Here is a 22,481-nt window from a genome sequence, read left to right as displayed (position 1 = left end):
GAAAGTGATGAGCGGGTGCAAAGTTATCTTAAATAAGCGTTAAAAAGGGAAGGAGAAAAGAATCCACTTCTTTAATTTGATCAATTTTGAAGAAAAGATAAAAGAGATGAAAGCTTATATAATAGAAAATCAAAGTGAATATCAGTTAGTATCATTAATTATTGAGTATAATTTATTTATATAGTTTTAAAAAATCACAAATTGTAAATTATTTGTAAATATTAATTGGACAAACGATAGAAATAATACCCAAATATAATCCTATTCTTTACATAATTTTTACAAAAAGAAGAATTTGTTTATACATCAAAGTTTCACTACTGTTTACATAAACTTTACAAAAATATTATAGTAATTTAAACTGTGGCGCTTTATAATTTTGACATGTAAGTAAATAAATATTTAGGAGGAAATCTTTCATGTTGTCGAAACAAACAGTTTTGAAATCTTTCACAGCTTTATCGGCTGGACTTATCTTAGCTTCTGCCAGTCCTCTATTAGTTAATCAAGTTGAGGCTGCTGATAAAATTAAAATTAACTACTGGCATGTTAATGCTGATACCCAAGGTGGAAAAACCGTTAATGAATTAGTTGAAGCCTATAATGCTTCGCAGGATGAAGTTGAAGTCGTAGCAACTTTCAATCCAGATATGTACAAGGGTTTAATGCAAAACTTACAAGCTGCCGTAACTTCTGGTGAAACCCCAGATGTGGTTCAAGTAGGTTGGGCCTTTAAAGACTATTTCTCAGAAAACTTTGAATATACCGATCCAATTCAATTGGTGCAAGAAGTTGATCCTGATAACAAAGATTTTTTTGAAAAAAACTTCTTAGAAAATGTATTAAACTTAGCTAAGAAAGACGATAGCTATGTGGGAATCCCTTATTCTGTTTCCAACCCAGTCCTATACATTAACAAAGATTTACTAAAAGAAGCAGGCCTCGATGAAAATGGTCCACAAACCTGGGAACAAGTTCAAGAATTCTCTAAAACGATTAAAGAAAAAACAGGAAAATTTGGTTTATATGTTCAAGAACCTGCTGATTCTTGGGCTCAACAAGCACTCCTTGAATCAAACGGTGCTGCAATTATGACTGATGGCAAGGCTAGCTTTGCTTCTGAAGAAGGTATCCATGCTTACCAAGTATACCAAGATATGGTTGTTAAAGATGAATCAGCCTTACATACCACTTGGGAACAAGGGATTCAAAGCTTTATCGATGGAAATGTAGCCATGTTATATACAACCATTGCACAAAGAAATAATGTACAAAGCAATGCCAACTTTGCTGTCACTGCCATTAAATCACCAACTTGGGAAGGAAAGGAAAATAAATTACCTGCAGGTGGGGCTATGTTAGCTGTTACTTCACAAGATGAAGAAAAGAAAAAAGCGACTTGGGATTTCTTAAAATATTTATATAGCGTTGAATCCATGGCTAAATGGACCGAAGGAACTGGTTATGTCCCACCGCGTAAAGACGTGGCTGAAGCTGAAAATGGCTTGAAAAAATTCTTAGAAGAAAACCAAATGATGACACCAGCGATTGAACAAATGGATGCCATGGTTTCTTGGACTTCATTCCCAGGCGATGCTGGCCTAGAAGCTGAGCAAATGTTATTAGATATGCGTGACAGTATCTTAGGTGGTTCTGACGTGGCAGAAACTCTTAAGTCTACCCAAGACGCCATTAATGATTTATTCTAGTTAAATTTATTCAGGTTAACAATCCACATTTCTTGTTTTGGCTGATATTTCAGTGCTAGCGACTACCGAAAGTTACTTTCAGTCGATTAATGCCTGTCAGCCATTTCACCATGTGGATTGTTTTTATATTTTATATCTGGTACCGAGATTGCCCTTATTTTAGGAGAAGAAACTATGAAAAAAACTCACTCAGGGGTTGGCTATCTATTATTAGTTCCGTTATTGTTGGTTCAGACTTGTTTTGTTTTTTATCCTTTACTTTATACCATTTATCTAAGTTTTTTTAAGTGGAATATGGTATCACCCAATAAGAAATTTGTGGGTTTTGATAATTACATCAAAGTCTTAACCGATAATAATTTCCAAAAAATCTTAGTCAATACCTTTATTTATATTCTCATTTTTGTTATCTGCTCTTGTATTTTACCCTATGTTTTTGCCTTTATTATGGATGTAGTTATTGTCCGTTTTAAAAAGTTATATACCGGAATTTTCTTCATTCCTGCCGTGATTTCCTTGGTAGTGGTTGCCATGGTCTATACCTGGATTCTCAATCCGGTATCTGGTCCTTTAGCCATTGTCTTACGTCATTTTGGACTAACCATGCCTATGTGGACTAATAAGGAAGGGTTAGTTGTTGTCGTAATTTCTCTGATTACTTCATGGAAGGTTTTTGGTTATAACTTTATTGTTTTGTATGCCGCCATTATGGGGATTGATCGGGAATTGATTGATGCGGCCAAAATTGACAATATTTCTAATTGGAAAATCTTCAGGAAAATTGTTTTGCCTATGTCTTCTTCTACAGGGATTTACGTCTTTGTCATGGCGATTGTTCAAGGGCTCCAATATGTCTTTACCCCAATTAAAATAATTACCAAGGGTGGCCCTAACTATGCTTCATCCAACTTGATATACCATGCCTATCAAAAATCATTTGAAATGTTCAAGGTAGGGGAAGCCTCTGCAATTTCAGTCATGACCTTAATCATGTTCGTTATCCTCTTGTTATTAACGTTCAAGTTTATTGAAAGGAAGGTCTATTATGAAAATTAAAAAACAGACCCTCTATCATATCTTATTTATCTTGACGATATTAATTATTCTTTATCCCATTTTCTTTATTATAGCTAATGCTTTTAAGCCTTTGAAAGAGGCTTACCATACAGTTCTTTCTCTGATTCCCCAGCCCTTTACTTTTGAGAACTTTACCTATCTCTTTGAAAATATTCCCATTGTCAAAATTACGTTAAATACCTTTATTATTGCGACAACGGTAACTTTAGTGAAGCTTACATTATCATTTTTCGCGTCCTATGCCTTTGTCTACTATAAAATTAAAGGACAACGTTGGCTCTATCTATTAATTATTTCAACCATGTTTATTCCCTTTACCGTGACTATGATTCCTAACTATATTATTATGTCTAAATTTGGCCTGATTGATAATATTATAGGGGTAATTTTGCCACAATTTGCAGATGCGATGGGGGTCTTTCTCTTAACCCAAACCATGCGGGGGATTCCTATCCCTTTAATTGAAGCGGCTACCTTAGATAATATTAAGCAACCATTGATTATGCGCAAAATTATTTTTCCGCTGATTAAACATTCAGTCACATCAACTGGAATATGGTTCTTTATCACCTCATGGAACGAATTTATTTGGCCAGTCCTTATTTTGAAGAGTATTGATAACTATACCTTGCCATTAGCCATGCAGATGTATATTTCATCTGAAGGTGGGACTAACTTTACTACCGCGATGGCCATCTCTTTAATTACTATGGCAGTACCTTTAGGTTTATATGCCATTTTCCAAAAGTATATCATTTCAACCTTTATCTCATCAGGTATCAAGTAGGAGGACACTATGGGTAAATCGATTCAACTAAAAAACATCAAAAAAAGCTATGGCCCCGTTACGGTGCTAAAAAATATTAATATAGATATTGAAGCGGGTGAGCGGATTGTTTTATTAGGACCATCAGGATCAGGTAAGTCAACTTTATTACGGATGATTGCTGGCCTAGAAACGATTACGGAGGGTGACTTGTATTTAGGAGACTTGCTGGCAAATGATCTGGTTTCAGGTCAAAGGGATATTGCCATGGTATTTCAAAATTATGCACTTTATCCCCATATGACCATTGAAGAAAACGTGACCTTTGCCTTGAAGGCCAATGGTGTACCAGCAGATGAAGTCAAAAACCGTTTGGACGAAGCTTTATCAATCTTAGGTTTATCAGAATTAAAAAATCGTTATCCGCGGGAGTTATCTGGGGGTCAGAGACAGAGAACGGCCTTAGCTCGAGCCATTGTAAAGAAATCTGATTTCTTTTTATTAGATGAACCTTTATCTAATCTAGACGTGGTCTTACGCTTGGATGCCCGTAAGGAATTGGTTAAAATTCATGAAAAGTATCAACAAACCTTTATCTATGTGACTCATGATCAGATGGAAGCCATGACCTTGGCCCATCGGATTGTAGTCTTACATAATGGGGACATTCAAATGGTAGATACACCCCATAATGTTTACAATCAACCGGCCAATGTCTTTACAGCCAAATTTATTGGGTCACCAGGGATGAATATCCTGAAGGTAGACCAAGGGCAAGGCCATGTAGGGATTGATACCCAAGCTTTTGACCTCGATCCGGGTTGGGCTGACTATTTGAGTCAAGCCGGAGCATGTCTGATGGGCATTCGGCCAGAACATTTACGGATTGTTGATAAACAAGAACGGGGTCGGATTAAAGGCCAGGTTAAATACCGGGAACTTTTAGGTCAAAGCTTTGCTTTAACTGTTAATATAGGTCAACAAGAGTTCATTGTTTTGGAAGAAGAGGATAAATATCAAGCGGGAGATTCAGTCATCCTTGATTTTGATGACAAAAATCTTCACTTCTTTGATAATGAGAGTCAAGTGAATTTAGGTTATCCGGAAAACTTCCAGTTTCTAATACATGAATGATTCAAATGGCTTGATCTTATTATTTGGAAAGGACTAGATGACATGAAATTTTTACACTTATCCGATACCCATTTAAGGCAAGATTACGCTTCAGATTGGTTTACCCACCGGATTTTTACTGATTATGATAATCCTACGATTCGTTTTCGCCACCTTTTAGCCAGTATTAATCCAGTTGATTATGATTTTGCAATAGTAACTGGTGACTTGTGTCATGAAGGTGAGGCTAGTGATTATGGTTTATTCCGAAGCTTATGGCAAGAACATCTGGGTGATTTACCTTATTTCTTTTGCCGCGGTAACCATGACCCTGGGGCTGCTTTTGCAGAAGGAATGCAAGTGGAAATGAATCTTGAGGGGTCTTACATTGCTTGCCATGAGTTCAAGGGTTTACGGATTATTATCTTAGATTCTTATCAAGAAGGTGACCATGAAGGCGCAATCTCAGAAGCTCAATTTCAACAATTGAAAACTTGGTTGAGTAAACCGGCAGAAAAGGGGAGTATTTTAATCCAACACCATCCCTTGGCATGGGAAGAGCCAGACATTTGTACACGGGTACCTCAGGGGTTTGCAGAATTAATTGCTAGCAGTGATATCCGGGCCATTTTTGTAGGCCATGTGCATACGGCTTCCGTCGTGACTTATCAAGGCATCAACCAATATATGTCTGAAGCAATTTCTTTTGGTGTAGATGAGTATGACCATGAGTCAATTTTCACCAACCGTACGGGGTATAATTCGGTGACTTTAACCTCTGACCAAATCTTCTATTACCGTCATTATCTAACTCCGCATCAAAGCATGATTGCCCGGATGGCAAAGCCCTTTGACAATAGTATCTTTTAAGCATAAAGGAAACCGGGTCTTGACCCGGTTTTTCTTATAATTTTGTGGCAGAAGACGAGTTGGCGTATAAGTCGTCACAAAATCGGCAACAGAGTGACGAGTCGCCCCCAAAGTCGTCACAAAATTGGCAATAGAATGACGAGTTGACACTTAAGTCGTCATTAAATCGGTAAGAGAGGACGAGTCGCCCCCAAAGTTGTCATAAAATCAACAAATGAACGGTGACTTAACCTCCAACTCGTCACATGGCAAATTAAAAGACGACCATCTGACCGATAAATCTCCCCTCAGACTAGCAATTCCCGGATGTCTCTTATAAAATAGGGAACGAAGCAATTATCAAGGAGGAAGCATCATGAAAATAACTATTGAAGCCGATTTACAAGCAGCACGGATTGATTTTGAACTATACCATCACAGCCCCATGTATACGTATGAAGAAAGTTTAGCTATGAAGGCGGAGAAGGGGTTTACCGGTACGGAAACAAAGGCCCTCTTTATGAAGGGAAAGAAGGATGGCCGTTATTATATCCTGTTTACCTTACCTGATAAACGCAATGACTTTAAATATTTAAAAAAATTAGTCGGTCAAAAATTATCCGTGGTTAGTCCGGAAGAATTAGAAACTGAAACCGGCCAAGAGTCCGGAGCCGTATGCCCAATTGGATATCCGGCTGAAGTCGGCCAACTCATCCATGAAGATATTTTAAAAGCAGAAAAACTAGTGTTTGCTCCAGGGCGACCTGACCAAACCATGGTAATCAAGACCCAAGATTTGGACAAAATTCTGGACTTATACCAAAACGAACGATTCATGGTCTCAGATCAAGTAGAAGACTAGGAGGGCCCTATGGAATGGAAAAATATTGCCTTTAATGAATTAACGACAGACCAACTGTACCAACTTCTTAAAGTCCGTTGTGATATCTTTATTGTGGAACAAACCTGTCCTTATCCAGATATTGATAACTTAGATCCAAAGTGTCGCCATCTCTTTCTAGAAGACCAAGGCCAAGTTTTGGCATACTGTCGCCTCATCCCGGCTGGGTTAAGCTATCCAGCTGTATCCATTGGACGGGTTTTGTGCCGGGAAGATCAACGTGGCAAGGGTTATTCTCGGACTATGATGGAAGCAGCCATTGCTTATGCCAAAGACCAATGGCAAGCTAACACCATTGAAATTGGTGCCCAAAATTATTTAAAAGCCTTCTATGAAAGTTTAGGCTTTCAAGCTATTTCGGATGTTTATTTGGAAGATGATATTCCTCATATTGATATGCGATGGCAAGCTTAAGCGTGAGAAGAAATTTCCCCTTATTTCTCAGCTTGTAGATAAGCAAGGCCCCATCGTGCAAACTAGGAAGAAATCTGTTAAAATAAAGAATAATTTGATTTGTTAAATGATCCTTTTAAGAAAGTAGGCTAGGAATGGAAGAAAAACGCCGTTATAAAGCAGTGATTGCTGGAAAAGAATATACCATTGTGGGCAAAAAGTCTGACCAACATATGGATGCCGTTGTGACCATTTTGAACCATCAATTGGACCAATTAATTCGCTTAGATGGTTCCCTATCCAAGGGTGATTTAGCGATCTTAATGGCGGTCAATGCAATTTCCGACCAGTTAAGTAAGGAACATCAAATTGAAACCTTACAAGCTGAACTAGACCAGTTAAAGGCAGCTTCAAGCCGAGACCAAAGACAGGGGAACGACCCCGCTTATCCAGACCGGCGGATGCCTAACAATTTTCCAAATCAGTCGTCTAACAAGCAAGGTCAGCCAAGTCCGGCCAAGCGACCACACTATCAAGAACGCTTACCTTTAGATAGTCATCCTGCCAACCAAGCTGGAGAAAATTCGGGTCAAACCGCAAAAACAATCCGGCCGAATCCAACCATTGATTAATCAGGTATACCTAGTAAATTAAGTGCCAGAAGAGGAGTTTTGTCATGTTAACCTTAATAATTATCCTTGCCATAGCGATTTCAGCTTATACGGGCTACCGCCGTGGTCTAGTTATCCAAGGGATTCGTTTAATCGGTTATATCATAACCTTTATCCTATCCACCCAATATTATGATAAATTAGCAGGGTTTGTCGAAATGATTGTACCTTTTCCCGCGCTTAAACCCGACTCAACTTTTGCCATCTATTCCCAAGAAGCCAGTCTTAATATGGATTTGGCCAAGGCCTTCTATGGCGTGGTTACCTTCTTATTAATCGCTTTAGTGGGCTGGCTGGTGACCAACTTCCTAGCCTCCTTATTCCGCCCGTTGCAATATTATAACTTATGGAACTTGGCTAACGGAATATCGGGTGCCATTATTAATACCCTTGTCACCTATGTGGTCATCTATTTTATCCTCTTTGCTTTGTCTTTGATTCCCATCGAATTTATCCAACAACAATTTGTTAATAATCCAATTGCTTATTGGATTGTGTCCCAAACACCTTTCTTATCCAGCTTTGTTTCTAACTTATGGCTGAATATTAATCCTTTCTAAGACCAATTACCACAGAGTTTAGGACCCCGTCCCAGACTCTTTTTTTACCTCAATTATTTTAAGCAAAACCCTTAGCCAATCATTAGTCATTGCCTTAACGGCAAGAAGGAGATAGATCATGAATCAGAAAATATTCGAGACCCTAGAATTTGGAAAAATTCGGGCGGCTGTCTTAAATTATGCCCAGACTGAAACGGGCAAAGTAGCCATCCAGTCCATGCTGCCTTCCGATGACTTAGCCACCGTTGAAACTTGGCAGGCAGAAACGGAACAGGCCCTAAGTTTGCTGAGCCAGAATCAGATTATACCCATTCCTCGCCTGAATGATTTGAGTGGGGCTATCAAGCGGCTCCAAGTAGGTGCTAGTTTGAATGGTAAGGAATTAGCCGATGTGGGTAAGCTCTTAAGTTCAGTGAAACAAGTCCATGATTTCTATGCCAAGCAAGAAGCGGATAACCGGACCTATCCTGCCCTCTATGCCTGGATTGAACGGTCGATTGTTTTAAAAGATTGTATTGCGATGATAGGAGAGGCTATCTCAGAGGAAGGCGACGTTCTGTCTTCTGCTTCTACCGAATTAGCCCGAATCCGTCGGGCTCAACAACAAACGGAAGAAGCGGTGCGGAACCAACTTAACCAAATCCTTAAAAACAATGCCTCGGCCTTATCAGACACCCTCATTACTATCCGGAATAACCGTTATGTCTTGCCCGTCAAAGCAGACCACAAGAGTCAAATTAAGGGGACGGTCCATGACCAATCTTCCACGGGGCAAACCCTCTATATTGAACCTCGGTCGGTTGAAACCCTCAATAACCGGCGGTCTCATTTACAATCTGAAGAAAATAATGAAATTGCGCAGATTCTAATGGATTTATCGGGGCAACTCATGCCTTATTATGAAGATATTCGTCAGAACCAATATATTATTGGCCAATTAGATTATATTCAGTCCCGGGCTAGTTATGGCCGCCAACTTCAGGCTGTTCGGCCCAAGGTATCACCTGACCGTCATGTTTCTTTAATCCAAGCCCGCCACCCCTTATTAGATCCTAAACAAGTTGTGGCCAATAATATTATTATTGGTCAAGATTACCGGACCTTGATTATCACTGGACCTAATACTGGGGGGAAAACAATCTTACTTAAGACCCTAGGGATACTGCATTTAATGGGCCAAGCTGGCCTTCATATTCCCGCCCAAAAGGGGTCACAAATTGGACTCTTTGACCAAGTCTTTGCGGATATTGGGGATGAACAATCGATAGAACAAAGCTTGTCTACTTTCTCGGGTCATATGACCAATACGATTGATATCCTCAAGCATGCGACTTACCAGTCGCTCCTTCTCTTTGATGAGTTGGGTTCAGGGACCGACCCCCAAGAGGGAGCAGCTCTGGCGACAGCTATTTTAGATTATTTAACCGGGGCAGGAATGACCACCATGGCCACCACTCATTATCCTGAATTGAAGGTGTATGCCCATGAAGCGCCTCATACGATTAATGCTTCCATGGAATTTAATGCTGAGACCCTGGCGCCAACTTATCGGCTTTTGATAGGGATTCCTGGTCGGTCCAACGCCTTGGAAATTTCGCAACGCTTAGGTTTACCCGACTATATCTTGGAAAAAGCCCGGCAAGGAGTGAGCCAAGATTCCCAATCTATTAATGAGATGGTGGCCAATCTTGAAACCGAACGGCGGCGACTTGAAGCGGACCACCAAGAAACTGAGCACAGATTAGCCCAGGCAGACCAACTCCTAAAAGACCTCCGCACTGAATATGATCGGTGGGTGACTTATAAAGATGCCTTAGTTGAAAAGGCTAAGCATGAGGCCAATATGAAGGTGGACCAAGCCCAAAAAGAAGCGGATAAATTGATCCAAGAAATCCGTGATTTACAGTTGGAACAAGGGCAAAACACCACCATCAAAGAACATGTCCTGATTGATAAAAAAGGTAAGTTTGATCAGTTGAAACAACCTGAAAACCTCCGCAAGAACAAGGTGCTTAAGCGGCAAAAAGCCAAGCAAGAACTCCGGGTGGGACAAGACGTTCTGGTCCATTCCTATGGTCAACGAGGTTCGATTGTTGATAAAGTCGATGACAAAACCTTCACCGTTCAAATGGGAATTCTTAAGATGAACTTGCCAGCCAAGGATCTTGAAGTGATTGAATCGATTGAGGCCAAAAAGTCCCGGGTCAATGTCCAACGCAAGGCTGGGGCCAAGGTGACGACCAGTTTGGATTTACGGGGCCGGCGCTATGAAGACGCCATGAATGAAACTAAACTTTATTTAGACAAGGCGCTCTTATCCAACCATCCCATGGTTACCATTATTCATGGTAAGGGGACGGGAGCCTTGCGCCAGGGCATCCAACAATTATTGGCGGTCCATCCTCAAGTCGACCACTTTGACTATTCACCACCCAATGCGGGTGGTAATGGATCAACCCAAGTCTTTTTCAAATAGTTCGGTCTATGAGCAATACCTTTTGTAAAAAAGGGCGGGTGTGCTATGATAATCTCGTAAGAAAGGTTACAAGGCTAACTTGATTAGAAAGGATGTATAAAATGGTAGAATCTATTACTGATACACAATTCGTTGAAAAAACTTCTGAAGGTCTTACTTTAGTTGATTTCTGGGCTCCTTGGTGTGGTCCTTGTCGGATGCAATCACCAATCGTTGATGAACTTGCTGATGAATTAGCTGGCCAAGTTGAATTCTTTAAAATGAACGTGGATGAAGAACCTAAGACTGCACAAGAATTTGGAATCATGTCTATTCCAACCCTTATAATCAAAAAAGACGGCGAAGTCGTTGAAAAATTGATTGGTTTACACGACAAGGCTCGTTTGAACGAAATCTTAGGCCAATATAAATAAGCTATTTCTTGAGAGTGGGCAGATGTTAGAAAATCTTAGATTTTCTGGCTTCTAGCTACTCTCTTTTTTTATGGTCAAAATGATGATAAAATAATGCTTAGAATATAGAAAGCAGGTGGAGCGGTATGCGCCAACAAGATAAATTTAGGGCCTGTCTCTTAGGGGGCGCCTTGGGAGATGCCTTAGGGTATCCGATTGCTGATATGACTGGGGAAGAAATAAACCACCAGTTTGGACCAGAAGGCTTAAGCAAGCTATTGGTAGACCCAACCATGCAGAAAGCACCGATTTCGGCGACTACCCAGCTGACCCTCTTTACAGCGACTGCCTTGCTCCAAGGGCAAACGCGATTAGCCACCCGGGGGGCTCGGTCGCCCTATACATATTATTTATGGCAAGCTTATAAGGAATGGCTCTACTCACAAGTTGGTCAATTTCCAGTGCCCGGTGACCACAATAATTCTTGGATGTTGAACCTAGTCGACCTTTTCCAAGTCCGGTCACCAGAGGCCACATGTGTGCAGGCTTTAGAACAAGCACAAGCTGGTTCAATAGACCAACCCCTTAATGACTCCCAAGCTGAGGGCGGAGTTATACGGGTGGCACCAATTGGCCTCTTCTTTATTGACCGAGAACTAAGTCCTAAAGAAGTGGCAGACTTGGCCGGTCAAGCTGCAGCCTTGACCCACGGCCATCCTCTAGCTTACCTTCCTGCAGCCTTTCATGCTTACCTGATTAATACGGTAGCTAGTCTAGACCTTTATCTAGAAGAAGCCGTGCTTCAAGCCAAAGTTGTCATTGCTGATTTGTATGGTGATGAGTCCCAACTTGACTTATTATTCCAAAAAATAGACCAGGCCATGGACTTGTCTGATTATCATATGAATGATCAGGAAGCCCTTGACCAAATCGGTCAAGCAAAGACTGGAGACATAGCCTTAGCCAGTGCTATCTACTGTGCCTTGAAATACCAAACAGATTTCAAACAAGCCCTAGTTACAGCTGCAAATTTTACTGCTGCTAAGTCAGCCACAGCTGCTTTGACTGGGCAAATTCTAGGTGCTAAATTTGGTATGCCAGTCTTAGCTCAAGAATGGTTGGACCAAGTTGAATTAAGTCCAATTATTGAAGAAGTGGCAGATGACCTGTATTATGGTTGTCAATTTGGTGAAGATGATGTGGTTCGAGCTTATTGGGGCGCCCACCACTTAGATAATCAAGTCCAAGCTCAGCTTAATTCAAATTTCCAATCTTTGGTCCAACATTTCCAAGAATCCTACCCACCTGGCCAAGTGCCTGACCAAATTGTCCGGGATTGGGTCGATAAGTATGTTAATGGTAAATATTTACCTCAAGAAAGGAAAAGTCAGTCATGATTTATAATCAAGCCCAGCCTCTCGATTTAGATTTTGCCAAGTTTTGGCTCGAATTAGATGGTCACTCTCTAGATTTTCAAGTTCAGGATTTTGATGATTTAAGTGGATCCTACCAAGGCCTAGAGTTAATTCCTGATTTACAAGCGGTGGAAGACTTTAGTCATTTAGAAATCAAGACCAATCTAAAGCTCAGCCAGGCTGACTATCTTGATGATAATGCCACGCAAGCGGTCAGCCAATGGCTTTACCAAGGAATTCAATTTGCTGTCTTAGCCTGTGAACCAGGTGTGGATTTTGAAGATAATGAATTCTGGCCTATTTCAATAGAAGATTTAGCTTTTCCAGTTTTTATTGCATTTGATGTGGATTACCGCGACCAATACCGCTTTGCTATTTTATGGCAAGATGCCAGCAGTGACGATCCAGACCCTTTTGGTCATATTGATTATTCTTGGTATGAGTAAAGGAGTAAGCTATGGTAAAAAAATGGAGAGAGCCAAACAGGCGAAACTTTGGCTGTTAGTGACCAGTTTCTTTCTGACGACTAGCCTGGGAAATTTTCCAGCTAGCTTGGTTTGGGCTCAGGAAGAAGGTGGCCAAGGGGAGACTCAAGTGACTGAACCAGTCCAACCGAGTCAGCCAGATATAGAACCTCCTGTCATTGAAGAACCGGTAACCCCACCGACTGAACCAGAGACGGAAACTGAGGTCAATCCCACCCCTGTCACACCGAGTAATCCAGGGGATGTAGAATCTAAAGAGGGTGATGCTCCTGCCAACAATAATGAGGGTCAACAAGCTTCAGATTCGAATAGGAAGCCTTCAGAAAGAAACAGTGAATCGAGACCAGCCCGTCCATATTATCCAGAGACCTCGACCCAGGTGATTGAAGATTCTGGTCTGCATGATTACTCACCTCAAATTATCGAACGAGGTTTCCCGGCTGGCCAAGGTGAAGAAGTCCCTGAGACGGGGGAAATCAAACCTGCTAATGGGTCTTATATTCTCCTGGATAATCGGTCAATCCTTGATTTACCTGGTCAATCCTGGGCCCAAAGAGTCTATTATTTAAAGAACTTTAACTTATTAGCCGCTGTGGCTGATCCACAGTTTGATTTTGCTTTGCGGAATTTACAAGCCATGGCAGCAAGCAGCCAGGATCCTCAAGGCATCCATCAAGCAGTGCAAAGCTTGCTAGATTCTTATCAAGACTTGCCAGTCTATATTTATTTTCAAATGGATATGCCAGGGGACCAACGGTATGCCCAACTTCGGGGGGACCAAGCAATCTATGGTGCTTCGACTGTCAAAATTATCTTAGCGGCCTATACCCAGGACCGGATCGATCGGGGCCTGGCTCATTGGTCTGATGAGTTAGTTTATAAGGCTTCGATAAATGAACGGCCTGAATCTTTTGATATTTCTGGCTCAGGAACGATCCAAAATGAAGATCCGGAAAATAAGGCTTATACCCTTCAGGATGTTGTTTACCGGACCATGGTTCATTCCGATAATATCGGGTCTAACATGCTTTTAAATTATATGGGCTACGCCGACTTAGAAGATTTTGATCGGTTTACCCAAGAAGTCTATGGCGTGGATCATTTCGCTCTTAAGGTATCGCCTAAAGAGCTCAGTCAAGTCATGCTTTACCTAGCTAAGCAAAACCAAGGCTTTGCCTTTAAAGCCCTATCACATACTGATTATGATGGCACTAAGTTGGATGTAGTGGATACAGATACCCATCAAAAGATTGGGGCTTGGTATCCCAATTTTAACCATACAGTAGGAATTGTGAATGGCTATGCCCGCTATCAGTTAACGATCATGTCTGACTACCTATCAGATGGTGAAATTGGCCAGATGGTGGCAGAAATTGATGCGGTAGTAAATGGCCGGTAGACTTTCAAGCTTAAAATAGCGTCCATATAAATAAGTTAATAAAAAAAGCTGAGGCAGATTTATGTCTCAGCTTTACTACTTTAAAGGAGGTCTAATATGAAAATTGCGATTATCGGCTATAGTGGGTCAGGTAAATCAAGCTTGGCCAGTCAATTAGGGCGTCATTATGGGATTCCCGTTCTCTATTTAGACCAAGTTCATTTTAGACCTGGTTGGCAAGAAGTAAGCAATGAGGAAATGATCCCTCAAGTCCAAATTATTATGGACCAAGCTGGTTGGATTATTGATGGCAATTACAGCGGTGTCTTATATTCAGATCGAATGGTCCAAGCCGACCAGATTATCTTTATGAATTTCGGTCGTCTGAGATGCCTATGGCGTGCCTTCAAGCGTTATCTTACTTACAATGGAAGTAGCCGGTCTGATATGGCCTCGGGTTGTCCAGAGAAATTGGATTTAGAATTTATTCGTTGGATTTTATGGGAGGGGCGCCAACGCAAACAAAGAGATCGCTGCCAGGTAACTTGTTCTCAGTATGCTGACAAAGTCCTAGTCCTAAAAAATCAGAAACAAGTCGATGATTATTTGGACCGTTTATTGTTATTCAAAGAAGTTGCCAGGAAAGGGGGATAATTTATGAAAATTGCAGTAATATTAACTAATATAGATCACTATGGTTAGGATCCTGAAGCAACCGGACAAAGTAGTACTCAAAGAATGTACAATGAATATTAGATAAGTTGTTGGAATATGAGATTTTAATCAAGAATCCACTTGAATTAGTGGAAAATATGGTGTCTGTAAGTGTTGATTTCACTATACGATTTAAGAGGTAGGTCTCATGTCATAATAGTGATAGAGACAAGATACTGGGTTTCAGGCACTCTGCAAAGAAACAAAATTTGAAATTGTTAAAGAATTGTCAGTAATGGAGGAAAAATTATTGTTAGATAAAAGAGGTTTTGACCTATGGGCAGAAGGATATGATAAAAGTGTTGGTTTATCAGATGATGATAATACTTATCCATTCGCAGGATACAAGAAGATATTAAATGAAATTAATAATCGCGTTTTGACTTCATCAGCAAACAAAGTGTTGGACATTGGATTTGGAACTGCCACTTTAACTACTCGATTATATGAACAAGGTTGCAAAATTTATGGCCAAGATTTCTCTGAAGAAATGATTAAGATTGCTCAAGAAAAAATGCCAGAAGCAACTCTCTATTCAGGTGATTTTACAAATGGGCTAGTAAAGCCTTTGAAAGAACAGAAATATGATGCAATTATAGCAACTTATTCACTTCATCATTTAGATGATGAACAGAAAGTTATCTTTATAAAATCACTACTAAACTTACTAAACACAGAGGGAATCATTTATATTGGCGATCTTGCTTTTCAAACAAGAGATGATTTGGAATCATGTCGATTAGATGCAGGAAAATATTGGGATGACGAAGAATTCTATTTTGTCTATGAAAATCTGAAAGGGCTTTTACCAAATTTGAAATTTGAGAAATATTCTTTTTGCTCGGGCATACTAACTATTAAAAATTAATTGAGGGACAAGTATGAAATATGCACCAGTAAACTTTAAACTGAAAGATGGAGGATTAGATAAATGGAAATAAAATACAATCATATTTTTGATGCTACAGCAATAGCTGAAGCAATTAAGGCTGGTAAAATTACACCTCTAGAAGCTGTTCAAGCCACAATAGATGCTATTAAAAATAATAACGAAAAATTAAATGCGGTAGTACATCTATATGAAGAAGAAGCATTGGAAAAAGCTAAAAATCTTAAAGATTTCTCAGCTCCTTTTGCAGGGGTTCCTATTTTATTAAAAGATGCAGGTCAAGACTATGAGGGGAAACCTTCAACTGCTGCTTCACCATTATTGAAAAATAATATTGCTAACATAACAGATAATTATGTTCAAAAGATTTTGGATGCAGGTTTTATAATTGTGGGGCATACTAATGTTCCTGAATTTGCTCTTTTATATATAACAGATGGTGGTATATATGGGCCAACAGCAAATCCTGTAAATGTTAATTACAATGCAGGTGGTTCTTCTGGTGGAGCTGCTGCAGCAGTACAATCCGGTATGGTTCCAATTGCAGCTGCATCAGATGGTGGTGGTTCAATTAGAATTCCTGCATCATTTTCAGGTTTAGTAGGATTAAAGCCAACTAGAGGTCGTACAGCTTCTGGTCCTGGATCATGGAGATCATGGGGAGGAGCTTCTATTAACTTCGCGATTACTTCAACTATTAGAGATACTTGGAACATGCTTAAAATATTACAAACAGATAAAATAGAGGCAATTCCTTTTTTGTTACAAAATCTTAATGATGAAGATTTAGAAAGAGAATATACTGAATTAAAATATATAAAATTCGCATATACAACAAAGTCTTTTGTGGGAAGTGAAGTTTCAGATGAAGCCATAAAAGCTGTATTAGATACTGTTAAATTTTTAAGGAAACAAGGTTTTACTGTTGAGGAAGTTAATCCTGAAGTGGATGGTATGTCATATCTAGCAGGATATTTTACTATGAATGCTGCAGAACAAAGAAAGAGTTTCATTGCAATAGAAGAAGCTTTAGGAAGACCTATAAAAAGAGGGGAAGTTGGGGATGATGCATTTGCACTTGGCAAGCTTGGTGAAAAAGTACTTGCTTGGGAATATTCATCTATATTTGATAGTTGGGATAAATTGACAGATGTGTTTTCAAACCTATATAAAGAATATCCTGTTTTAATTCAACCTTCCACTGCTAGACCAGCTCCTGGTATAGATGAGTATACATTAAAAATAGATAAACTTTCTGATTATGAAGAATTCGACAGTATGACAAAAGATGAACTACTATCATTAATTTTGGAGACATACTATCCAGGGACAGAATACTCACCATTTGCTTTTATTCACAACTTAACAGGACAACCAGCTTTAAGCTTACCACTACACACAACAGAAAATGGACTTCCTTTAGGAGTAATGTTTACAACAAATAAAGGAAGAGAAGATAGGCTGCTTGCCATTGGTAAATACTTTGAAGAAAATAATAGATTTAAATATTATTAGAATGGATTACCTAAATCATATATGATTGTGTTTTTTTGGTTAGGTGTGATAAATGGCATCAATATTTTTCGATTTGATGTTTCATAGATGCTTTTTGGGGGGCAGGTTCTTTAATTCTGAATGTTCGACCTAATTTGAAGTATCCAAATTCTGTACATTACCATGGTCAAGAACTGAATACAACGACTTATAATTTAGCCAAAATGAATCTCATTCTTCACAGTGTTCCAACAGAATATATGCGCTTAAGCAATGCTGATACTTTAAATAAGGACTGGCCAAGTGATGAACCTTATACCTTTGATGCCGTTCTAATGAATCCACCATATTCCGCAAAATGGTCCGCTGATTCAACCTTTTTGGATGACTCACGTTGATGAATTCTATGAATAGAATAAGTATAATAAGGAAGATATAAAAAGTTAGTCCAAATATTTTTGAATCCCCAGGATAATAAAAGATACGATTAAAAAGCCTTAATCGGGCTTTTTTTGCTTATTCAAATTCCCAACCAAATTAAAATTAGATTAGACTAGATAAAAATACTTAATAAGTTTACAATGAAAATAAGCTAGTTTAGTCTAATAGGGGGATGACTCATGGAAGTTAAATTAAATCAAAATCTTCAAGATAAAATGGATGAAGCATTGGAAAAGGTTCTGCCTCAATTATTGGCACTGAAAGAAGATTTATACCACCATCCTGAAATTGGGGGTCAGGAATTTCGATCATCGAAACTTCTCCAAGATTTCTTAAGCCAGGAAGGTTTTCAAGTTCAACCTAATCTAGATCAATTAGAAACATCCTTTAAAGCAGTCTACGATTCTGGTAAGCCAGGGCCAACAGTAACTTATACAGCTGAATTTGATGCTTTAGTTGGAGTGGGGCACGGGTGTGGCCATAATTGGATTTGTACCACAAGCCTTGGTGCGGCTACGGCCTTGAAGTCAGTCCTTGATGAGATAGGTGGTAAGGTGATGGTCCTAGGCACACCCGGTGAAGAAAATATTTGCTGCAAGGTACAATTAAGTGACCATGGTTATTTTGATGAAGCTGATTTAGTAATTCAAGCTCATCCTTTAGGCTATAATGCAGCCTCAGGTTTTGTCCGGGCGATTGATGCTCTGCAAGTGGATTTCTACGGACGGTCTTCGCATGCGGGCATGGCACCGGAAAAGGGAATTAATGCCTTGGATGCGGCGACAAACTTCTATGTGAAACTCAACCAAGTTAAACAAACCTATCCCGATTTAAATATTCATGGGGTCTTTGTGGCTAGTGGTGACCAAGCGGGTATTATTCCTGATTATGCAGCCATCAAATATTTAATCCGGGCTGATACTTATGAACAAATATTACCGATTCATCAAGTGTTTGAAGATTTGGCTAAAGAATGTGCCAGTCAAGTTGCACCAGATTGTCAGTGGAAGCTTTGGCGGAATGAACCAGTTAATCTTAGTCTTTTGAATAACCAGCCTTTATCCCAAACTTTTAATTGCTTCTATGAAAGCTTAGATGGTGGAGCCATGCCTGAATTAGAAGGGGGCGCTGGGTCAGATATCGGGAATGTTTCATGGGTACGGCCAACCATTCATCCATGGATTGGCTTGAATGCACCGGACTTTAATTTACATACCAAAGAATTTGCCAATCACACACTTACTCAGGATGCTGATTTGGCTCTCGAACGAGCTGCTAAGGCTATGGCATATACCGGTGCAGAAGTGATTTTGAACTCTGACCTCCTAGCACGAATTCAAGCAGAATTTGCAGCTGGTACTCAAGGTTATCAGGCTCCTGAAGTAGGTTATGGGGTGATTGATTATTTAGCTGGAACTCATAAATAAATTTTATAAATACAAATAACACGCACAAGAAAATTCCTGTGCGTGTTATTTATTGTCAATTTAAATCATTAGTGTTTTGATTTTTTCTTAGATAGGAGTAGGAAGATACCAAGTCCTAGAACAACTACTCCACCAATAATCATGATCAGTGACCCACTTTCACCGGTGTTTGGTAGGAATCCTTTTTGATTTTTTGGAGTGACGGGGTCAATCGATGCAGTGGCAGATTTAGGTGCTTCTTTCTTCTCAAGGCTAGAAATGGAAGCCACCGTTGTACTTGCTTGGTCTGAGCTTTGGTCGGTCTGGGTTTCAGTTTCCTCAGTTTCTTCTTGCGTGTTCTCAGCTGTTGAATCTGCTTGGCTATTAGAATTATCGGTATTTGGATCTTCAGCCTCAAATGCGACATAGCCTTCAGGACTAGCCTGGTTTGGATCAAAAACTAAAGTAATCGCTTGTGGTCCAGGTGGGGTTTGACCGGTTTCTTGAATGTAGTCATCCAAGTCCCATTGTAGGGTATATTGAACCGTGCCGTCATTGAGCTCTTGGCTAGTATATGAGGTAATGATATAGGTATACTGGTCATCGATTTGGTAGGATCTTGGACCAATTGTTAGGGTTGAACCATCCGTAGTCGATTGCCATTTACCCTGCATTTCAACTGGTAAATCACGTGCTTGAGTTTCTTCACTTTCGCCTTGCCGATGGTAGGTATAACCGGCTGTGATGGTGTAATTGTGACCATTGTAGTCGAGCATAATCGGTTGTGGATTTACATTAGGATCAATATCAGTGGTGTCCCAATAGAGAATATAGGTGCGTAAATCTTGAGATTTTACTTCCAAATCATAGCCAGTTAAAGTGAGTGATTGGGTCTCATCTTCGTAAGCATATTCACTTAAAATCATTTGATGGCCTTGGTCATCTTCCCAAGTACCAATTAGTTCTTCAGGTAAAGCTTCACCACGATGTTCTTCTAAACCTGATTGGTTCGTTTGAGCATAGGTAATAAGAGACGGACCTTGAGCAAATAGACTGAATGAAGCTGCTAGGACAGCTAATTGTTTAAGCCATTTTTTCATAGTTTTTCCTCCTTTATCGATGATAATGCTTTATTTATCTTAATTGTAACTTGTTTGTAAAATATAAACAAGGAGAAAGATATGAATAAAATGGTAAAGAAGTGTGAAGAGGGGGAGGGTATGAGTACTACTCGCATTTCCATGAAGGTAATACTAATAATAAATTGTTTGTAGCGAAATAAATAGGGTGCTCCTATCCGAGCGTCAAGGATTCCATACTCCCTTTGGTCGTATGGACATTGAGGCAGTAATTCACTTTGTTCAAACTGCAATAAAAAGGAACTCATACTCCTATCGTCGTATGAGTACTGGCACAGTAACTCGCTTTGCTCGAACTGTAATAAAAAGAAACTCATACTCCTATCGTCCGTCGTATGAGTACTGGCACAGTAACTCGCTTTGCTCGAACTGTGCCAGCATGTTATAATAATTAAATTATAAAATGAAAGGATGATGAGAATGCAAGAGGGTAAATGGTCCTTGGATGCTTTGTATCCTAGCTATGAGTCAGCCGAATACCAAGCTGATTTAGCTCGGTTTGAGGCAATTTTTGCAGACTTTGAAGCACTCGATATAACGGATTCAATTGAAAATATTAAAGCAGCGATTAAATTATTGGAGGAATATACGGTTTTAGTCCGCCGTTTATTTGCTTATTCTTCCTTGCAGCTTTCGACTGATACCTCTGACCAGGTTTCTTTGAAAGCCCAAGCCAAGCTCCGCAAAATTAATGCAGCTGGTACCGCAATTTTGACCAAGGTGAGTCAATTTATTGGCGCCACTCAAATTGACCCAGCCTCAGATCCTGACTTAGCGGATTATGATTTTTACTTCCAAGAAGCTAAACAAGAAAACCAACATCGCTTGTCAGATGAAGTCGAAGCAGTCATTGCCCGTATGAATATGTCGGCTGGGGCAGCTTGGTCCCAACTCCAAAGCCTGCTCACTTCCACCGTCGAACATGACTTCAAAGGCCGGTCAGTCAATTTATCCGAAATCCGGAACCTCGCCTACGATCCAGACCCTGAAATCCGGAAAGCGGCCTATGAAACAGAATTGGTTATGTACGATACCATCAAAGAACCGGTGGCCTTTGCCTTGAATAATATCAAGTCCCAAGTCATTGACCTAGCTGACCTCCGGGGTTATGAATCACCCCTAGCCAAAACCTTGGAAGATTCCCGCATGTCGCAAGCCACCTTGGATGCCTTATTGGAAGCCATTAAAGAGTCTTTACCTGCCTTCCGCAAATACTTTAAGCATAAGGGGAAACTTTTAGGCCATGACCAAGGCTTACCTTTCTATGATTTGTTTGCACCTATGGGCTCGCAGGAAAATTCTAAGACTTATACCCCAGAAGAAGCCAAAAATTATCTGGTCAAACACTTCAGCAAATTCAGTCCTGATTTAGCAGACATGGTGGAAACCATGTACCAAGCCCAAGCCATTGACTACTTCCCTCGCAAGGGTAAACGGGGTGGAGCTTTCTGTTCTAACCTGCCTTTTATTGATTCATCGCGGATTATGTTGAATTTTGAAGGATCTTTATCAGATATTGTGACTTTTGCCCACGAACTCGGTCATGCTTATCATGGAGTTCAGATTGCTGACTTGAAGCCATTGAACTGGTCTTACACCATGCCAGTAGCAGAAACAGCGTCCACCTTTAATGAAGCCTTGATTATGGAATCTCTGCTTTCTGAAGCGGATGACCAAGAGAAAATCTCCTTGTTAGAATCACAAATTTCTGATACAGCTCAAATTATCGTGGATATTTATTCCCGGTTCTTATTTGAAGATGCGGTCTTCCGTGAACGCCAAGACCAATTCCTTTTCTCTAAGGATTTAGAAGCTATCATGTTAGATGCCCAAAAACAATCCTACGGCGAAGGCTTAGATCCAGACTATCTTCATCCTTATATGTGGGTCTGCAAGTCCCACTACTATTCAACCGGTTTGTCCTACTATAACTTCCCTTATGCTTTTGGCGGCTTATTCTCACGGGGACTTTATGCCTTATACCAAGCCCAACCGGATGGTTTTGTTGCTAAATATAAGAACATGTTAAAAGCCACCACGACACAATCAGTTGAAGATACGGCTGCCATTATGGGCTTGGATGTTACCACTCCTGCCTTTTGGACCCAGGCCCTAGACCAAGTGGCTGCTCTGATTGACCAATTTATTGCTCTGACGAGTAAATAATTTTTCCTAAAGACTTCTGGTTTAGATGGGCTAGTTTTTTGTGGCCA

General features: G+C 40.0%; 20 protein-coding genes and 1 pseudogene. 20 read left to right on the top strand and 1 reads right to left on the bottom strand.

What is annotated here, in order from left to right:
• Positions 1 to 419 precede the first annotated feature (419 nt).
• The 19 genes and pseudogenes from HMPREF9257_RS01005 to HMPREF9257_RS00915 all read left to right on the top strand — a co-directional run bounded on the left by HMPREF9257_RS01005 (position 420) and on the right by HMPREF9257_RS00915 (position 19,150).
• Positions 420 to 1,709, top strand: coding sequence for an ABC transporter substrate-binding protein (locus HMPREF9257_RS01005; RefSeq protein ID WP_006417496.1), 1,290 nt, complete (start codon positions 420 to 422; stop codon positions 1,707 to 1,709).
• 174 nt (positions 1,710 to 1,883) lie between these two features.
• Positions 1,884 to 2,765 (top strand): carbohydrate ABC transporter permease, encoded by an 882-nt coding sequence (locus HMPREF9257_RS01000; RefSeq protein ID WP_006417423.1) that lies wholly within the window; start codon positions 1,884 to 1,886, stop codon positions 2,763 to 2,765.
• Positions 2,755 to 3,573 (top strand): carbohydrate ABC transporter permease, encoded by an 819-nt coding sequence (locus HMPREF9257_RS00995; protein ID WP_006417467.1) that lies wholly within the window; start codon positions 2,755 to 2,757, stop codon positions 3,571 to 3,573. Before HMPREF9257_RS01000 ends, HMPREF9257_RS00995 begins: the two co-directional genes overlap by 11 nt.
• Positions 3,574 to 3,582: 9 nt before the next feature.
• Complete coding sequence (locus HMPREF9257_RS00990; protein WP_006417548.1) at positions 3,583 to 4,686, top strand: ABC transporter ATP-binding protein; 1,104 nt, start codon at positions 3,583 to 3,585, stop codon at positions 4,684 to 4,686.
• A gap of 42 nt (positions 4,687 to 4,728) precedes the next feature.
• Complete coding sequence (locus HMPREF9257_RS00985; protein ID WP_006417604.1) at positions 4,729 to 5,535, top strand: metallophosphoesterase family protein; 807 nt, start codon at positions 4,729 to 4,731, stop codon at positions 5,533 to 5,535.
• A 355-nt stretch (positions 5,536 to 5,890) separates the two neighbouring features.
• Positions 5,891 to 6,376 (top strand): YbaK/EbsC family protein, encoded by a 486-nt coding sequence (locus tag HMPREF9257_RS00980; protein WP_006417489.1) that lies wholly within the window; start codon positions 5,891 to 5,893, stop codon positions 6,374 to 6,376.
• A gap of 9 nt (positions 6,377 to 6,385) precedes the next feature.
• On the top strand, positions 6,386 to 6,829 hold the full coding sequence (locus HMPREF9257_RS00975; protein ID WP_006417483.1) for a GNAT family N-acetyltransferase: 444 nt from the start codon (positions 6,386 to 6,388) through the stop codon (positions 6,827 to 6,829).
• A 134-nt stretch (positions 6,830 to 6,963) separates the two neighbouring features.
• Positions 6,964 to 7,440, top strand: a complete 477-nt coding sequence (locus HMPREF9257_RS08890; RefSeq protein WP_006417611.1) for a cell division protein ZapA — start codon at positions 6,964 to 6,966, stop codon at positions 7,438 to 7,440.
• A 44-nt stretch (positions 7,441 to 7,484) separates the two neighbouring features.
• Positions 7,485 to 8,039 carry a CvpA family protein gene (locus HMPREF9257_RS00965; RefSeq protein ID WP_006417505.1) on the top strand — a complete coding sequence of 185 codons (555 nt, stop codon included), beginning with the start codon at positions 7,485 to 7,487 and terminating at the stop codon, positions 8,037 to 8,039.
• 118 nt (positions 8,040 to 8,157) lie between these two features.
• Positions 8,158 to 10,515: an endonuclease MutS2 gene (locus HMPREF9257_RS00960; protein WP_006417591.1), complete on the top strand. Its 2,358-nt coding sequence runs from the start codon at positions 8,158 to 8,160 to the stop codon at positions 10,513 to 10,515.
• A gap of 101 nt (positions 10,516 to 10,616) precedes the next feature.
• Positions 10,617 to 10,928 carry a thioredoxin gene (trxA, locus tag HMPREF9257_RS00955; RefSeq protein WP_006417534.1) on the top strand — a complete coding sequence of 104 codons (312 nt, stop codon included), beginning with the start codon at positions 10,617 to 10,619 and terminating at the stop codon, positions 10,926 to 10,928.
• Between the two features lie 125 nt (positions 10,929 to 11,053).
• Entirely contained in the window at positions 11,054 to 12,304 is a 1,251-nt protein-coding gene (locus tag HMPREF9257_RS00950; RefSeq protein WP_006417561.1) for an ADP-ribosylglycohydrolase family protein, read from the top strand.
• Entirely contained in the window at positions 12,301 to 12,768 is a 468-nt protein-coding gene (locus tag HMPREF9257_RS00945; RefSeq protein WP_006417520.1) for a hypothetical protein, read from the top strand. Before HMPREF9257_RS00950 ends, HMPREF9257_RS00945 begins: the two co-directional genes overlap by 4 nt.
• Positions 12,769 to 12,916: 148 nt before the next feature.
• Entirely contained in the window at positions 12,917 to 14,206 is a 1,290-nt protein-coding gene (locus HMPREF9257_RS00940; RefSeq protein ID WP_176686269.1) for a serine hydrolase, read from the top strand.
• Positions 14,207 to 14,302: 96 nt separating this feature from the next.
• Positions 14,303 to 14,839 (top strand): DNA topology modulation protein, encoded by a 537-nt coding sequence (locus HMPREF9257_RS00935; RefSeq protein ID WP_006417426.1) that lies wholly within the window; start codon positions 14,303 to 14,305, stop codon positions 14,837 to 14,839.
• Between the two features lie 310 nt (positions 14,840 to 15,149).
• Positions 15,150 to 15,767, top strand: a complete 618-nt coding sequence (locus HMPREF9257_RS00930; RefSeq protein ID WP_006417518.1) for a class I SAM-dependent methyltransferase — start codon at positions 15,150 to 15,152, stop codon at positions 15,765 to 15,767.
• 63 nt (positions 15,768 to 15,830) lie between these two features.
• Positions 15,831 to 17,303: an amidase family protein gene (locus tag HMPREF9257_RS00925; protein WP_006417586.1), complete on the top strand. Its 1,473-nt coding sequence runs from the start codon at positions 15,831 to 15,833 to the stop codon at positions 17,301 to 17,303.
• A gap of 86 nt (positions 17,304 to 17,389) precedes the next feature.
• Positions 17,390 to 17,677: pseudogene (locus HMPREF9257_RS00920) on the top strand (N-6 DNA methylase); the annotation flags it as partial.
• A gap of 225 nt (positions 17,678 to 17,902) precedes the next feature.
• The gene (locus HMPREF9257_RS00915; protein WP_006417540.1) at positions 17,903 to 19,150 is read left to right on the top strand and encodes a M20 family metallopeptidase; all 1,248 of its coding nucleotides are present in this window, start codon (positions 17,903 to 17,905) and stop codon (positions 19,148 to 19,150) included.
• Positions 19,151 to 19,218: 68 nt separating this feature from the next.
• Here HMPREF9257_RS00915 and HMPREF9257_RS00910 read toward each other — a convergent pair whose 3' ends face one another.
• A complete protein-coding gene (locus HMPREF9257_RS00910; RefSeq protein ID WP_006417416.1) occupies positions 19,219 to 20,229 on the bottom strand; it encodes an LPXTG cell wall anchor domain-containing protein in 1,011 nt (336 codons plus the stop codon).
• Positions 20,230 to 20,688: 459 nt separating this feature from the next.
• Between HMPREF9257_RS00910 and HMPREF9257_RS00900 the strand changes: the two genes are divergently transcribed.
• Complete coding sequence (locus tag HMPREF9257_RS00900; protein ID WP_006417460.1) at positions 20,689 to 22,434, top strand: M3 family oligoendopeptidase; 1,746 nt, start codon at positions 20,689 to 20,691, stop codon at positions 22,432 to 22,434.
• The last annotated feature ends 47 nt before the right edge of the window (positions 22,435 to 22,481 follow it).

It is taken from the genome of Eremococcus coleocola ACS-139-V-Col8, assembly GCF_000183205.1.
In the GTDB taxonomy this organism is placed as follows: domain Bacteria; phylum Bacillota; class Bacilli; order Lactobacillales; family Aerococcaceae; genus Eremococcus; species Eremococcus coleocola.
The sequence above is the reverse complement of the archived record's forward strand: the minus strand, read 5'-3'. Positions and strand labels throughout refer to the sequence as shown.